At 60.4% G+C, this 13,811-nt stretch carries 13 protein-coding genes and 1 pseudogene; 5 read left to right on the forward strand and 9 right to left on the reverse strand.

Going from position 1 to position 13,811, the window contains the following annotated elements; translation table 11 throughout:
• The first annotated feature begins 2 nt into the window (after positions 1 to 2).
• The 3 genes from HGP13_RS19700 to HGP13_RS37995 all read left to right on the forward strand — a co-directional run bounded on the left by HGP13_RS19700 (position 3) and on the right by HGP13_RS37995 (position 2,766).
• On the forward strand, positions 3 to 2,282 hold the full coding sequence (locus HGP13_RS19700; RefSeq protein ID WP_172228335.1) for a xanthine dehydrogenase family protein molybdopterin-binding subunit: 2,280 nt from the start codon (positions 3 to 5) through the stop codon (positions 2,280 to 2,282).
• A 22-nt stretch (positions 2,283 to 2,304) separates the two neighbouring features.
• Positions 2,305 to 2,481: a hypothetical protein gene (locus HGP13_RS37990; RefSeq protein ID WP_246707065.1), complete on the forward strand. Its 177-nt coding sequence runs from the start codon at positions 2,305 to 2,307 to the stop codon at positions 2,479 to 2,481.
• A 141-nt stretch (positions 2,482 to 2,622) separates the two neighbouring features.
• Positions 2,623 to 2,766: a hypothetical protein gene (locus HGP13_RS37995; RefSeq protein WP_246707066.1), complete on the forward strand. Its 144-nt coding sequence runs from the start codon at positions 2,623 to 2,625 to the stop codon at positions 2,764 to 2,766.
• A gap of 53 nt (positions 2,767 to 2,819) precedes the next feature.
• On the opposite strand, the gene HGP13_RS19710 is transcribed toward HGP13_RS37995, so the two are convergent.
• Positions 2,820 to 4,529, reverse strand: a complete 1,710-nt coding sequence (locus tag HGP13_RS19710; protein WP_172228337.1) for an HAD-IIB family hydrolase — start codon at positions 4,527 to 4,529, stop codon at positions 2,820 to 2,822.
• Between the two features lie 237 nt (positions 4,530 to 4,766).
• On the opposite strand from HGP13_RS19710, the gene HGP13_RS19715 reads away from it, so the two are divergent.
• Positions 4,767 to 5,273: a ferritin-like domain-containing protein gene (locus HGP13_RS19715; protein WP_172228339.1), complete on the forward strand. Its 507-nt coding sequence runs from the start codon at positions 4,767 to 4,769 to the stop codon at positions 5,271 to 5,273.
• Positions 5,274 to 5,500: 227 nt separating this feature from the next.
• Here HGP13_RS19715 and HGP13_RS19720 read toward each other — a convergent pair whose 3' ends face one another.
• The 7 genes and pseudogenes from HGP13_RS19720 to HGP13_RS19750 form a co-directional block, all read right to left on the reverse strand.
• Complete coding sequence (locus HGP13_RS19720; protein WP_172228341.1) at positions 5,501 to 6,472, reverse strand: SDR family oxidoreductase; 972 nt, start codon at positions 6,470 to 6,472, stop codon at positions 5,501 to 5,503.
• Between the two features lie 331 nt (positions 6,473 to 6,803).
• Positions 6,804 to 6,854 (reverse strand): annotated as a pseudogene (locus tag HGP13_RS38000) (hypothetical protein); the annotation flags it as partial.
• Positions 6,855 to 7,129: 275 nt separating this feature from the next.
• Entirely contained in the window at positions 7,130 to 7,807 is a 678-nt protein-coding gene (locus HGP13_RS19730) for an isoprenylcysteine carboxylmethyltransferase family protein (RefSeq protein WP_246707067.1), read from the reverse strand.
• Between the two features lie 15 nt (positions 7,808 to 7,822).
• The gene (locus HGP13_RS19735; protein ID WP_172228343.1) at positions 7,823 to 8,173 is read right to left on the reverse strand and encodes a hypothetical protein; all 351 of its coding nucleotides are present in this window, start codon (positions 8,171 to 8,173) and stop codon (positions 7,823 to 7,825) included.
• Positions 8,174 to 8,197: 24 nt separating this feature from the next.
• A complete protein-coding gene (locus tag HGP13_RS19740; protein WP_210266315.1) occupies positions 8,198 to 8,782 on the reverse strand; it encodes a hypothetical protein in 585 nt (194 codons plus the stop codon).
• On the reverse strand, positions 8,769 to 9,107 hold the full coding sequence (locus tag HGP13_RS19745; RefSeq protein ID WP_172228345.1) for a hypothetical protein: 339 nt from the start codon (positions 9,105 to 9,107) through the stop codon (positions 8,769 to 8,771). Before HGP13_RS19745 ends, HGP13_RS19740 begins: the two co-directional genes overlap by 14 nt.
• Positions 9,108 to 9,183: 76 nt before the next feature.
• On the reverse strand, positions 9,184 to 9,780 hold the full coding sequence (locus tag HGP13_RS19750) for a TetR/AcrR family transcriptional regulator (protein WP_281411002.1): 597 nt from the start codon (positions 9,778 to 9,780) through the stop codon (positions 9,184 to 9,186).
• A gap of 54 nt (positions 9,781 to 9,834) precedes the next feature.
• Here HGP13_RS19750 and HGP13_RS19755 point away from each other — a divergent pair, with 54 nt between their 5' ends.
• Positions 9,835 to 10,797: an NAD(P)-dependent oxidoreductase gene (locus tag HGP13_RS19755; RefSeq protein WP_172228349.1), complete on the forward strand. Its 963-nt coding sequence runs from the start codon at positions 9,835 to 9,837 to the stop codon at positions 10,795 to 10,797.
• A 563-nt stretch (positions 10,798 to 11,360) separates the two neighbouring features.
• Here the strand turns inward: HGP13_RS19755 and HGP13_RS19760 are convergent.
• Positions 11,361 to 13,811 (reverse strand): membrane-bound PQQ-dependent dehydrogenase, glucose/quinate/shikimate family, encoded by a 2,451-nt coding sequence (locus HGP13_RS19760; protein ID WP_172228351.1) that lies wholly within the window; start codon positions 13,809 to 13,811, stop codon positions 11,361 to 11,363.

Below are 13,811 nucleotides of genomic sequence, written 5' to 3' on the forward strand. Positions count from 1 at the left end.
CCATGAATCAAGCCGCGCCAGCTCCCCAAGACAATCAGGGCGATCCCGTTGTTCGGATCGACGCCCGGCTGAAGGTTACTGGACAGGCCAGTTATCCTGCCGACATCGCCACGGCCAACGTTGCCTATGGCGTCCTTGCCACCAGCAGCATCGCACGGGGCAAGGTGTCGAAACTCCAAACGGAAGATGCCAAGGCGGTGCCCGGTGTGCTGGACATCGTCACCTATGGCGACATGGACAACACCGACAAGCCGAAATTCGGCAACACCGGCGCAAGTTCGATGGGGCCGTTGCATGACAAGACGATTTTCCACGATGGCCAGATCGTCGCTCTGGTGGTTGCCGAGACTTTTGAGGCGGCGGAAGAAGCGGCGGCGTTGATCCGCGCCGATTATGAGAACGAACCACCCAGCGCCACTTTCGATTCAAAAGGCGTGAAGGTTGAGCCGGCGGCCGGTAAAAGCCCGATGCTGAAGGAAGATGCGAAGGCTGGTGACTTCGACGCCGCCTGGGCGGATGCGGCGGTGAAGATCGACGAAAAATACTCGACGCCGACCCAGCATCACAACCCGATCGAACTGTTTTCGACCACGGCGATATGGCAGGGCGATCAACTGACGATACACGAGCCCTCGCAGAACGTGACCGGCTGGAAGATGGAACTGGCACGCCAGCTGAAGCTTGACCCGGCCAACGTGCGGATCATCAGTCCCTATATTGGCGGCGCCTTCGGCTCGAAGGGACCGATGACGGCCCGCACGGCGATCGTCGCCATCGCCGCGCGGCGAATTGGTCGTCCAGTCCGCTGCGTCGTTAGCCGCATGCAGGCCTTCGGTACGCAGACATATCGCGCCGAGACGCGGCATCGGATCCGCATAGGCGCCGGCAAGGACGGCCGCATCACGGCGTTCGGACATGAGGGCTGGGAGGTGACGTCACGCCCTGACCCTTATGTCGTCGGCGGCACGTCCGCCACCGCCCGCATGTACAATTACGGCTCTGTCCTGACTCATGTTTCGCTGGTCCATGCCGACCGCAACACGCCTGGATACATGCGCTCACCACCAGAAACGCCTTACGTCTATGCGCTTGAGAATGCCATGGATGAAATGGCGGTTGCGCTTGACATGGACCCTGTCGAGTTTCGGCTCATCAATGAGCCGGACAAGGAACCGATCGGCGGCAAGCCATTTTCCAGCCGCTCGCTCGTCAAGTGCTATGCTCAGGCCGCGGAGGCCTTTGGCTGGGCGAAACGCGGGCCCAAGGCCGGCTCGATGCGTGACGGCGACTGGCTGGTCGGCATGGGCTGCGCGACAGCAATCTACCCGACCGCCGTCGCACCTTGCGCGGCCAGGGTTCGTCTCACCGCCGACGGCGCGGTTCGGGTCCAATGTGGTTCGCATGAAATCGGCACCGGTGTTCGCACCATCGCAGCACAAATGGCAGCCGAAAGGCTGGGTGTTGGCATGGAAAAGATCAGCGTCGAGATGGGCGACAGCGCCTTGCCGCCGGCACCGGTGTCGGGCGGCTCGATCTCGACGGCGAGCGTCTGCTCCGCGGTGATGAAGGCCTGCGATGCCGTACGCGAGAAGCTGTTCGCGGCTGCGGCGGGCAACGACGGTCCCCTTGCCGGTTCGGGCAACGCGAAACTGGATATGGCGGATGGGAAAGTCGTTACGGAGACTGGCAAATCGGTGAAGCTGGCCGATGTCTTCAAGGCCATGCAGGTCGGCGCCATCGAGGAATATGCCGAGTTTGCACCCAAGGGTTCTTCGCCGGAGGCACTAAGCAAGCTCTATGCCGGACAGCCGGAATTTCATGGCGGGGAAGACGACAAGGATTCGGTCAAATATGCCTTTGGCGCCGAGTTCGTCGAAGTGCGCGTCAACCGCTACACCCGTGAAGTCAGGGTGCCGCGCATCGTCGGTGCCTTTGCTGCCGGGCGCATCATGAACACGCGCACCGCGCGCAGCCAGTTGATGGGCGGTATGATCTGGGGCATCGGCCAGGCTTTGCACGAGGCAACGGAAATCGATCGGCGGCACGCGCGCTACGTCAACCGCGACCTCCAGGATTATCTCGTGCCGGTCAACGCCGACATCAAACAGGTCGACGTGATCCTCGTCCCGGAAGTCGATCACGAGGTCAATCCTGCCGGCGTCAAGGGGCTGGGCGAACTTGGCAACGTTGGAACAGCTGCTGCCGTGGCAAGTGCGGTCTATCACGCCACCGGGAAGCGCATCCGCGATCTGCCGATCCGGATCGACGATTTGATAGACTGACGATTTGGGCTCTGGACGGAGCATGGAACTCGTAACGCACAAGAAATTCAAAAACGGCAGGTTGATGCCGTGGGGAAAAGGCACGGTCGTTAGCGGAGCAAAGGGATTTGTCTACCTTTGCGGAAACACGGCAACCGCCGACGATTATGATCCAGCTGGAAAAAAGGGAGGCGGCTTCGCTGGCGATGCAGCGGCATAGTGGCGGCCCATTCTGACGAACATCAAATCAGATCTGGAAGAACTCGGTAGCGCACTCGACTATCTCATCCGGCTGACCTTCTTCATCAAGGGGCCATTTCCCGATGGCGGCGTCCTGAGTTCTCCCAATTTTCGCCTGGACGTGCTGGACGAGTTCTTTGCCGGGTATTGCCCGAAGCACTGCAGCTACAACAACCCGCCGCCCTCGGAGGTGATCGGGGTTGCAGCGCTTGCGCAAGCCGATATCGGTGTTGAAATTGTCGCGATGGCGGCGCTGCCTGATTGAATCGATTTTCCGCGTGCAACAGCGCTGGCTTAGTTACCCCTGGCTCTCGCGTATCATTCCGGCGCTGTGGCTGGAGCCGTGTAACGGCGGCGAACGGCATCGAGCACGCGCTTGCGGCTCTCCTCGGCCGATAATGTTTTGTCCTCTTCCGCCTCGGCCGTTTCGCGTGCGAGGTCCTTGTCCCTGATCTGATGTCGGAACCATTTGGAATAGTCGCCGGCATGCAAATGAAACGCCCAGGTCTTGTCGTCGATGCCCTCAGCGATCTGGGCAAAGATCATCAGATTGTGGGCTCTGAGATTCATCGCATTGTCAGGGCCGTGGAAATAGAAGCTGCCTGCTTCATCTAGCTGGCCTTCGGCGTATTTGCGGCTGTGGCGCTTGAGTGACTGGCGCGGCTCGATCACCTTGACCGTTTTGACTTTCTTGCCTGCCTGCGGCCGCCAGAACAGCACGCGTGCGCCCTTGGGAGTTGGGATGGCCTTCGGTGCCTCAATGCCTGTCTCATGGCAGAAGACCTTCACCACGTCCTTCGCCTTGGGGCCAAGCGCAATGATAGCCGTCACCAGGCGCAACGCGTCGGTCGAGATCGCCTCGGGGTGAACAGTGATCAGGATTGTGCCCGGCAATTCCAGTGACAGGACAGCCCGCGTATCGTCGCGCCGCTTGGGCAGGAGATGATGCGCTTCGTCGATGACGAGCCAATGCGGCCTTGCGGTGCGGCGGCGAAAACTGCCGAGGCCGGGCAGCAGGTCCGCAAAGAAATCCGGCCTCTCACTGACGCGCAGCGCCAGTCCATTGACAACGATATTGCTGTCGGCCTTGGCGATCAGATCGAGCACCTGCGCCTTTGTCGGCGCGCTTGATCCGTCACCAAGCCGCACGGCGCCCTCAAGGCCGTCATAGTCTCCCTCGGGATCGAAGACGCAGAACTGAAACTTGCTCTCGACGAAGCGCTCCGTCAGCGCGGTGGCCAAGGTGGATTTACCGATGCCGGAACTGCCGGCAATGAGGATCGTATCGGTCGGTGACAGATACATGTCATCGCCGCCGGCTGATCCTAGAACGATACCGTCGTGGCGCCTCGGTACGATCGCGTGATCATGCTTGATCATCTTGTCGATCAGCTGCTCCACGCCTTTGCCCCGTGCGCCACGCATGACCAGATTGGCTGTATTTTTGACCGCAGGAATTGCATTATCGACGGCGACGCTACAGCCACAGGCCTGCAGGAAGGCGTGGTCGTTTTCGGCATCGCCGACACCAACGACATTGTGTGGCGAGAGCCGAAGGTCCTGAAGGGCGGCAGCCAGTCCGGTAGCTTTGTTGACGCCGCTAGGCAGGACCATCACCGCGCCCTTGTTGAAGATGATTTCCAGTTCGAGGCCCATCTTCTTGATGACCTCGAGCACCGTGGCCTGATGGGGTTCCCAGGTAGCGACGATCGATCGCCCGACTGAAAGCGGCTTGACGCCCTGCTTCTTCAGCCTGGCGACGAATTTAGGCTCGGGCGAAGGTGAAATCACTCGTTCTTCCTCGCTGGCCGGCGTGTAGATCAGTGCGCCATTCTCGGCGACGACCTTGTCGAAGAGACTAACCTCGGAAAAGACGCGCTTGAGATCGGGCAGTTCACGCCCGGTGACCAGAACGAGCTTGCGGCCGCTTTTCTTGAACCGCTCGAGAGCAGACAGCGTTTTCCTGGCGACGATGCCGTCATGAGCCAAAGTGCCATCATAGTCCGTCGCCAACGCGATAAAATACATTCTGCCAACCCTTCACAGTCCCGGTTCGTGCTCCGGGTAGAACGTGTCATCGAGACAAAGGCTCCCCATCAGAGGAATTGCGGCTTTCGAAAAGGGGGTGACGGCTCCGCCCGGAAATCAGGAACCCATGCGGTATCGGCACGTTGACCGACAAGCCGGGACCATAGTCCCGGCCTTTGCGGGCGGCATGCAAACCCGCCGCCGAAATCCACACTGAGCGTAATGAAAGGCAAGGCCATGGGTTTCTTTTCGAAGGACATCAAGACACTCGATGATCTCTTCGTGCACACGTTGCGCGACATCTACTACGCCGAAAAGCAGATCGAGAAAGCGCTGCCGAAGATGATCGACAAGGCAACCGACCGCCAATTGAAAGCCGGATTTGAAAAACATCTCGGCCAGACCAGGGGCCATATCGAACGCGTCGAAGAAGTGTTCGAGTTGCACGGCGTCAAGGCCAAGGAGGTCAACTGCCCGGCAATCGACGGCATTCTCGAGGAAGCCGATGATGTGAGCGGCGACGTCGACGATAAAGAAGTTCTGGACGCGGCGCTGATTGCATCAGCACAGGCCGTCGAGCACTATGAAATGACCCGCTATGGCACGCTGATTGCCTGGGCCAAGGAGCTTGGCCGCACTGACTGCGCCAACGTGCTGGCCAAGAACCTCAGAGAAGAACAGGCGACCGATCGCAAGCTCACCGAAATGGCGGAAAGCAAGATCAACCTGCAGGCGGCCGAATAAGGCAACTCCATTGGCTGGCCGGCATACGCCCGCCCGCCCGCGCTGAGCAATCTCAGCGAGACGGGTCGACACCCAAAGCCGCTGATTGCTTACGCTCCACGCTGTCATCCTGCCGCACATGCCGGGAAGATCCTGCCGTTTCCCTGCAGATGCGATACGCTACATAAGCAAGCGTCATCGTGAAAAGCAGGCGGGCCATTCATCCTACTCCTTGGTTTCGGCCATCCTCAGTAACCGCCGACCACCGGCAAGATTTCGCCGGTGATGTAGCTGGAGCAATGCGGGGAAGCGAGGAAGACATAGGCCGGCGCGAGTTCTTCTGGTTGCGCAGGTCGTTTCATTGGCGTGTCCGCGCCGAATTTTGACACGTCGTCTGCTTCTTTGTCCGACGGATTGAGCGGTGTCCACACCGGACCTGGCGCAACCGCGTTTACCCTTATTCCCTTGCCGATCAGATTGCCCGAGAGCGCGCGCGTGAAGGCGTGAATGCCCCCCTTGGTCATGGAATAGTCGACCAGTTGCTTCGAACCGTCGATGCCGGTTACCGAACCGGTGTTGATGATGGCAGAACCGGCTTTCATGTGCGGCACTGCTTCCTGTGCCATATGGAAATAGCCGTAGAGATTTGTCTTCAGCGTCGTATCGAAATGTTCCTCGGTCAGGTCGCTGAAATCGCTGGAATGGATCTGGAAGGCTGCATTGTTGACCAGCACGTCGATGCGGCCAAATTCCTTCACGGTCTCGGCCACCGCGTTGTGGCAGTGATCGCGATCGCTAACGTCGCCCTTGACCAGAATGCAGCGTCGTCCCTCTTTCTCCACTGCGGATTTGGTCTCTCCGGCATCCTTGTCTTCCGCGAGATAGATGATCGCGATGTCGGCGCCCTCACGGGCGAACAGAACCGCCACCGAACGGCCGATGCCGGAATCGCCGCCCGTGATGAGCGCTACTTTGTCTTCGAGTTTTTTCGACCCGAGATAGTACGGCGCATCGTATAGAGGGGCCGGCTCAATCGCCCATTCATGTCCCGGTTTCGGCTGATGTTGCTCGGGGAAGGGGGGCTCGGGATACTCGCGGGCGCCGGCCTGCATGGCGCCTTGCTGCTTGCCATTGGCTTTTGATTTGTCCTTGGCATCGACACCACGTTGGATATGGCGCTGTTTGGCCGCTTCGCCGGCTATTTCCGATTTCATCTGCATCATCGTCTCCTTGGCTTGGAGAGGGAACAACGCACTTCAGACGAAAAGGTTTATGGCCGACGCTCCATTCCTTCAAATCGGCGACACGCTTGAGAAATGGCCGTTGCAGTGTGGGCAAGCGGCCGATCACCTGAAAAGCCGCATTCCTGAATGTCTGCAGGACAGGACTGTCCGATTGCGCCACCGACAAGACACGCTCGCTGAGTTTGATCCAGTGCCGCCCTACCAGCCATCGCTCACCAGAGCAGCCGGCAAGCGTGCCTTCGACGAAACGCCTGGCAAAACATGCCGCATCTTCAATACCGAGACTCATGCCACCGGCGCCCAGCGGAAAATGTGCATGCGTGGCATCGCCACCCAGGAACGCAGTCTGGTAGCGCATCGCTTGCCGCACGGGAATGTGGAACCGGTGAGTCCGCAAAAGACGGACGAGCCTGTAAACGCCAGGGATGCGGGCAAGCGCACCATCAGTATTGGATACCGCGCGGTAGCGGTTTTGGCCAATCGGAATGACAAAGCCGACGTACGGCCTTTCGTCGATGTCGGCATCGGCGATGCTGTTCGCGGCTAAGTCAAATGGCAAATGTCGCTGCTGCCAGAACCATGGTGTGCTGACGTTTTCCACGAAAAGCTCGGGGCGGTTCACGAGCGATTTTCTCACCACATGCCGGGCAATAGCCGATAGCGCACATCGCGCGCGTACGCGTCGTAACCGTCCAATTCGTCACGCAGCATCGTTTCCTCGTCGAGGATGCGCAACACCAGGATCAGGAGGATGGGAATCACGAAAATCATGCCCCACCAGGAGCCGAGCGCCAAAGGCGTTCCGAGCACCATGATCAGGACACCAAAGTACATCGGGTGTCGGACAATGGCGTAGGGGCCGGTCGTGATCACCGTCTGCCCTTCCATCTTCTCGATGGTCGAGGCCCCATAGCTGTTTTCGCGAAAGACACGCAAATCGATCATCAGTCCAAACGCCACGAGTGCGTTCCCGAGGACCGAGAGCCAGGCAGGAACCTGCGACCAGCCGAAACGATGGTCGAGCACCGAGGCCACCAGCACCAGGCACAAGAGGATGAAAGCCATCGTGATGATGATCTTCTGGGCGGGCCTGGCTTCCGCGACAGGTCCCGCCTTCATGCGGCGTTCAAGCAGGGCCGGGTCGGTCAAGGCGAGATAGAGGCCTATCGCATTGGTCGAAAGAGTGAAGACGACGATGAACGCCCATCCTTGCCAATAGGCCAGAGTGCCGGCCGGTACGAAAATGAGAAGGCCCAAGACGATGAGGCCGAGGATCATCGCCTTGAGGGTGCGCATCAGTAATCGCATCATGACCTCCGCTGGTTTCTACAGGCCCATCAGCGACAGCCCGACGACCAGGCCCATCAGGTAACAGCCGACATGCCTGCCGCGGCTGGCGACAGCGTTGCCGATCGCTGCGTAACCGTAAGCGACGACAGCCGCCGCGATGATCCAGCGCCGGGCGCTTTCGGATCCCAGAGTAGGCGCCACGATCAGCAGTGCGCCGATGCAGATCCAATCGATCGTACTGGCCTGCCAAACCATGCGGAGCAGGCGCTGGCTTCGGCGCGACTCGATGTGGACCTTCGGAAACACCTGCAATTCGGCCATGGCGCCATGCACCACGGCGACGAAGATCGCCAACGCGCCTGCGATCTGAAGTGCAAGATCCCTCATGGATCACCTCTTTCGTTTGCAGCCCTATGCGGCATAACCACGCTTGAGCAGCATGGTGGCGGCACGATCGAATTCCTCCGCCGAAGGCATAGCGAAATCGAGGGCATCGGCGTAGCGCGCGATGATGTTGAAGACCGTCGCCACGGCGATCGCGTCAAGTAGAGCGTCATCCGTCACCCCCGAACGAAGGGCCGCCGCTGCGTGTTCCGCCGACAACTCCATTGGGCGCAGCGTCATGGTCTCAAGGAAGACCAGCGCTGCCTTGAGCGCCGGGGAAATCGGCGCAGAGCGGAAATCGGCGAGCACGGCATCGACCGATGGCCGTTTCATCGTCTTCGCCGCGACGGCGCCGTGGGCACCGATGCAAAAGGCGCTCGCATTCCATTTCGCGACGATGGCGGCCATCAGCTCACGCTCCGCGACGCTCCATGGGCTCGGACCGCGCATGGCCGCGTGCGTCCATGCGCCCATTGGCGTGCTGAAGAATTCCTTGTGGTAGAACGCCACGCGAGCGGCATCCGGCAGCCGCATTCGCGAAACCATGGAAATGAAGCCGATGAGCAGGCGATGCGTGACCGTGTCACCGCGATCGATTTCAGGCAGACGCATGACGAGCCTCCTCAAGAGCTTTGATCGCACGCTCCCAGCGCAGCAGGGCCGCTCCGGTCGCCGCGGCCGCGATCAGCTCGAAGGCGGCCTTCTCGCTTCGGGCGGCAACCAGAACATCCGCGACCTGTGCGTCCGTCGTGCCGGATGCCGATTCGCCGATCTGGCGGGCGAGATCGTCGTATGGCGCTTCTATTGGCGGTCCACCTGCTGCGCGTGCTGCTGTCCTCTGCCGCACCGCCGGGTCGGTCTCGCCTGACCCTTCAAGAACCCTGAGCCTCAACGTTTCGGCAAGTGCATAATGATCGGGTCGACTGGACGTCATCATAAAGCGCTCCTGTGTCCTTGGAACCCCCTGAGGCTCCGTTCACGTCTCGGGATCGCTCGATCTTTCTTGCGCACCGTCAGCGCGCTTGTCCTCGCAATCCCAGCCATGCGGCATCCAGGATGATGTCCGTGATTTCCTCGCGGCTTGGACCCGGATGATCGAGCCACCACACGGCCACCGCGTGGAGACCCTCTTTCAGAAATGCCGCCGTCGCCTGTCGATGCCACGGCATACGGCCGGGCATGAACTCCGCCAGCAGGGCGGCGATACCGGCGGACGCGCCCGCCTGGACCTCGCGCGAAACCTTCGCCGCGACCGGATTTCCGGCGGGAACCGTCAGCAGCACCCGTGCGGCATCCGGTGCCTGCTCTACGAATTCCAGAAAGGCGTCGACCGAGCGGCGGAATTTTTGCTCCGGGTCGCCGTCGTCTCGCACGATCGCCTTGCCTCTGGCGATCAGGCCGTCGCGGATCGACTCCAATACCGCCACGAACAGCGCCTGCTTCGACGGAAAATGGTCGTAGAGCACCGGCTTGGTGATCCCTGCGCCTGTCGCGATGCTGTCCATTTTCGTGGCGTCGTAGCCGTCGCGGGCAAAGGCGGAGGCAGCCGCTTCGACGATCCTGGCCCGACGCGCCTCGGCGCTCAGACGCTTTCTTACCCTTGAATCCATCGGCAACAATACTAACCTACTTTGAGGTAGGTTATCAAGCCAAGAGGTGATGCCATGCGCATTTTCGTTGCAGGCGCGACCGGCGCCGTTGGACGCAGTCTGGTTCCACTCCTGATCGGCAAAGGTCACAGCGTCGTCGGATTGACGCGAACACCAGCTAAGACCGGCCTCCTGCGGGAGCTCGGCGCCAAGCCTGTCGTTGCCGACGCGCTCGATCAGAAAGCCGTTTATGCCGCGGTCATTGCCGCACGTCCGGATGTGATCGTGCACGAACTGACGGATTTGAAAGGCGCCTCGGACCTGCGCCACTTCGATCGCGCCTTCGCCGGCAGCAACCGGCTGCGCACCCTTGGAACCGACCATTTGCTTGCGGCCGCGCGTGACTGCGGCGTGAAACGGATGATCGCGCAAAGCTTCTGCGGCTGGCCTTATGCGCGTGTCGGCGGATATGTGAAAACCGAGGACGATCCGCTCGACGACAATCCGCCGCAAGAGCATCGCGGCACGTTCGATGCGATCCGCTATCTCGAGCACGCCGTTACGACAACGCCGAAGATAACTGGCGTCGTCTTGCGCTATGGCGGGTTCTATGGCCCTGACACCGGCGTTTTCGATCCCTCTACGATAGAACAGATCCGCAAGCGCCGCATGCCGCTGATCGGCGGCGGCACGGCGTGGTGGTCGTTTCTGCATATCGCCGATGCTGCGGAAGCGACGGCGCTCGCGGTCGAGCGTGGCGACGGCATCTACAATATCGTCGATGACGATCCCGCGCCGGTGCATGACTGGCTGCCTGATCTCGCCACAATGCTCGGCGCAAAACCACCGTTCCGTGTGCCGGCTTGGCTTGGCCGACTGGCGGCGGGAGAGCACATCGTTGTCATGATGACGGAGTCGCGCGCGGGATCGAATGCCAAGGCCAAGCGGGAGCTTGGGTGGTCGCCGCGCTATCCGTCGTGGCGACAGGGATTTGCCGAAATTACCCAAAATGAAGGGCGGAAGGATCAGACAGCATGACGATCAAGATCATTCAGTTCCTCGCCAACGTTATCTATGCGGGCATACCAGCGACATGTTCGGCCTGCAGACCACATCGGGCCAGCCCACCGAAGATCTGATGCGCTCGCGTCAGGCGCCGAGTGAAAAAGCCGCATCTGACTCTCGCAGAGCAAGAAGAACTCGCCAAGATCGATAGTGAGCTTCGATCGATGGGATTCTCCACCGCGCGTTGGGACACCGATTGTCGTGCATTCCTCTAAGAGCGGAAGAAAGCGGCCAGGATACGGTCTCGCAGGCGGAGTAGCAGCGCAAGGTAGTAGCAGAAGGTCTCATCCGCGAAATCTTGGGGAAGGGGAGTTCGGGATACTGACGCGCGCCCGCCTGCATGGCGCCTTGCTGCTTGCCATTCGCTTTCGATTTGTCCTTGGCATCGACACCACGTTGGATATGGCGTGCTTGGCCGCTTCGCCGGCTATTTCCGATTTCATCTGCATCATCGTCTCCTTGGCTTGGAGAGGAAACAGCGCATTTCAGACGAAAAGGTTTGCGCAAAAGATCTCGACTTATCGAAAGGATTCGGGTCAGCCTTTTGGCAGTGCATAAGCGATGACATCATCGCCAATCTTCGTCTCCATAAAATGATGGCCACCGGGAGCAATGACGACGTACTGCCTGCCGTCGACCTCATAGGTCATCGGCGTGGTCTGCCCGCCAGCCGGAAGGTCGGTCTGCCAAACGACTTTGCCGGTTTTGATGTCGATGGCACGCAGCTTGTTGTCCGTGGCGGCAGCGATGAAGATCAATCCGCCCGCCGTCACCAGAGGCCCGCCATTGTTGGGCGTGCCGATGTTGAGTGGCAGCATCGACGGTATGCCCCACGGCCCGTTGTTGACTGCACTGCCCAGCGGCTCGTCCCAAAGCGTCCTGCCCGTCTTCAGATCAATGGCGCGTATGTGGCCGTATGGCGGTTCGGAGCAAAGCAATCCGGTCGATAGCCGCCAGCCGGCGTTGACTGCTATGGCGTAGGGAGATCCCATCTGCGGGTTGCCCATATCCTTCGATTTCTGGGAACCGCCGCCCTGTTCGATCGACTTGAAACCAATCTGGTCGGCTTTCTCGCGCGGCAGCAACTGGTTGTAGTTCGGCATGTCGTTGTAGTTGGCAATCAGGATGCCGTCGTCGGCGTCGACCGCAACGCTGCCCCAATCGGAACCGCCATTGTAGCCGGGATATTCTATGAAGGGCTTGTCGACCGTCGGTGGGGTGAACTCTCCCTGGTAGAACGCTTGCCGAAACTGGATGCGGCAATAAAGTTGATCAAGCGGGCTCATGCCCCACATCTTCTTTTCGGTCAGCACCGGTTGGTCGAGATGCGCATAGCCCGAATAGGGCTGCGTCTTCGACAGCTTGTCCGGTTCGACGCCGCCGGACGGCACCGGCCGCTCCTCGACCGGGAAGAGCGACTTTCCAGTCTTTCGGTCGAGCACGTAAATTTGGCCCTGTTTGCTTGGCACGATGATCGCCGGAACTTTGCCGTTGTCTGTCGGGACATCGACGAGCGTCGGCTGCGAACCGAGGTCGTAGTCCCAAAGATCGTGGTGAACGGTCTGGAAATGCCAGACCGGCTTTCCTGTCGTGACGTCGATGGCGACGATCGAGGAATTATACTGGTTTTCGAAATCCTTGCGATCGACGCCGTAGTAATCAACGGCGGCGTTGCCAAGCGGCAGATAGACGTAGCCGAGTTGCGGATCGGCTGCCGCGACGGTCCACATATTCGGCGTGCCGCGGGTGTATGTATCGCCTTCTGGCGGTGCGCCGCTGCGGTCGGGATGGCCCATATCCCAGGCCCAGACGAGTTTGCCCGAAACCACGTCATAACCACGCACAACGCCCGATGGCGCATCCTCGGCTTGGCCATCCTGAACCTGTGCACCCAGCACGGCGATGCCGCGCACGATGGTCGGCGGTGCGGTCACGGAGTACCAGCCTGGTACCGTTTTCCCCAGCCCTTGCGTGAGGTCGACTATGCCTTGCTGGCCGAAATCGGTGCAGAGCTTGCCATTCCTGGCGTCAATCGCAATCAGCCTGGCGTCGAGCGTACCCCAGACGATGCGCGTACCGCAGGGCTGCTCTGCACTGGCCCCCGGCTTGGCGTAGTAGGCGACACCGCGACAACTGGCGCCGTAGGGGATGGCGTCATCCGAGACCTTCGGATCGTAGCGCCAGTCCTCCTTGCCGGTGGCAGCGTCGGCGGAGATGACGATGCCTTTGGCCGAGCAGGCATAAAGGTGACCGCCCACCTCAAGCGGTGTGTTTTCCGGCGAATATTTATCCTTGGCCGCCTTGTCGGGCATGTCACCGGTGTGGAATTCCCAGACCTTGGTCAGTTGCGAAACAGTATCGGCATTGATCTGCTTGACCGGGGAATAGCGGGTCGCAAGCTCGGAACCGCCATAGACTGGCCAATCGCGTCCGGCCGGATGTACCGCCGTGTCGGGCTGTCCGGTGCCGTCGTTCGCTGGAGCCGCCGTGGTGGCAGGGGCGATAGCGGGTGCTTCCTGCGACCGTGCCGTCATGGTGAAATGGTAGAAGCCGAATGTGCAGGTTAGAACCAGAGCTGCGGATGTGGTCGCGTAGGCGCCAAGCCGTTTCATGCGTCCACGGCTGAAGGCGGGTAGCGTCAACAGGACAAAGACCAGGATGACGGTGGGTGCCAGCACGCGGGGCATCAACCCCCAAGCATCCATGCCGACTTCCCAATAGGCCCAGGCGAGCGTGGCGATCCAGGTCAGGACATAGAGCCAGACCCCGGCAATTTTGCTGCGCAACAGCAGAGCGCCTGAAATCAAGAGTGCTATTCCGGTTGGTAAATAATACCAGGAACCGCCCAGTGCGATCAGCCAGCCGCCGCCGGCGCCGATCAGCAAGCCAAGTATCAACAGCAACACGCCTACGAATATGGTCCACCAGAAGGCAAAGCCGGAGCGGCGAGGATATGTGGTGGGCGAATTGGCGACGCTGTGTGTCAT

It is taken from the genome of Mesorhizobium sp. NZP2077 (genome assembly GCF_013170805.1).
Taxonomy (GTDB): Bacteria; Pseudomonadota; Alphaproteobacteria; order Rhizobiales; family Rhizobiaceae; genus Mesorhizobium.

What these genes read in the sequence shown, in the direction of transcription:
- HGP13_RS19710 (WP_172228337.1), bottom strand. Translation starts at nt 4,529, where the DNA reads ATGTATTTTATCGCGTTGGCGACGGACTATGATGGCACTTTGGCTCAT.
- HGP13_RS19760 (WP_172228351.1), bottom strand. Translation starts at nt 13,811, where the DNA reads ATGACACACAGCGTCGCCAATTCGCCCACCACATATCCTCGCCGCTCC.
- HGP13_RS19735 (WP_172228343.1), bottom strand. Translation starts at nt 8,173, where the DNA reads ATGAGGGATCTTGCACTTCAGATCGCAGGCGCGTTGGCGATCTTCGTC.
- HGP13_RS19750 (WP_281411002.1), bottom strand. Translation starts at nt 9,780, where the DNA reads ATGGATTCAAGGGTAAGAAAGCGTCTGAGCGCCGAGGCGCGTCGGGCC.
- HGP13_RS19715 (WP_172228339.1), top strand. Translation starts at nt 4,767, where the DNA reads ATGGGTTTCTTTTCGAAGGACATCAAGACACTCGATGATCTCTTCGTG.
- HGP13_RS19755 (WP_172228349.1), top strand. Translation starts at nt 9,835, where the DNA reads ATGCGCATTTTCGTTGCAGGCGCGACCGGCGCCGTTGGACGCAGTCTG.
- HGP13_RS19745 (WP_172228345.1), bottom strand. Translation starts at nt 9,107, where the DNA reads ATGATGACGTCCAGTCGACCCGATCATTATGCACTTGCCGAAACGTTG.
- HGP13_RS19740 (WP_210266315.1), bottom strand. Translation starts at nt 8,782, where the DNA reads ATGCGTCTGCCTGAAATCGATCGCGGTGACACGGTCACGCATCGCCTG.
- HGP13_RS19720 (WP_172228341.1), bottom strand. Translation starts at nt 6,472, where the DNA reads ATGCAGATGAAATCGGAAATAGCCGGCGAAGCGGCCAAACAGCGCCAT.
- HGP13_RS19730 (WP_246707067.1), bottom strand. Translation starts at nt 7,807, where the DNA reads ATGATGCGATTACTGATGCGCACCCTCAAGGCGATGATCCTCGGCCTC.
- HGP13_RS19700 (WP_172228335.1), top strand. Translation starts at nt 3, where the DNA reads ATGAATCAAGCCGCGCCAGCTCCCCAAGACAATCAGGGCGATCCCGTT.
- HGP13_RS37990 (WP_246707065.1), top strand. Translation starts at nt 2,305, where the DNA reads ATGGAACTCGTAACGCACAAGAAATTCAAAAACGGCAGGTTGATGCCG.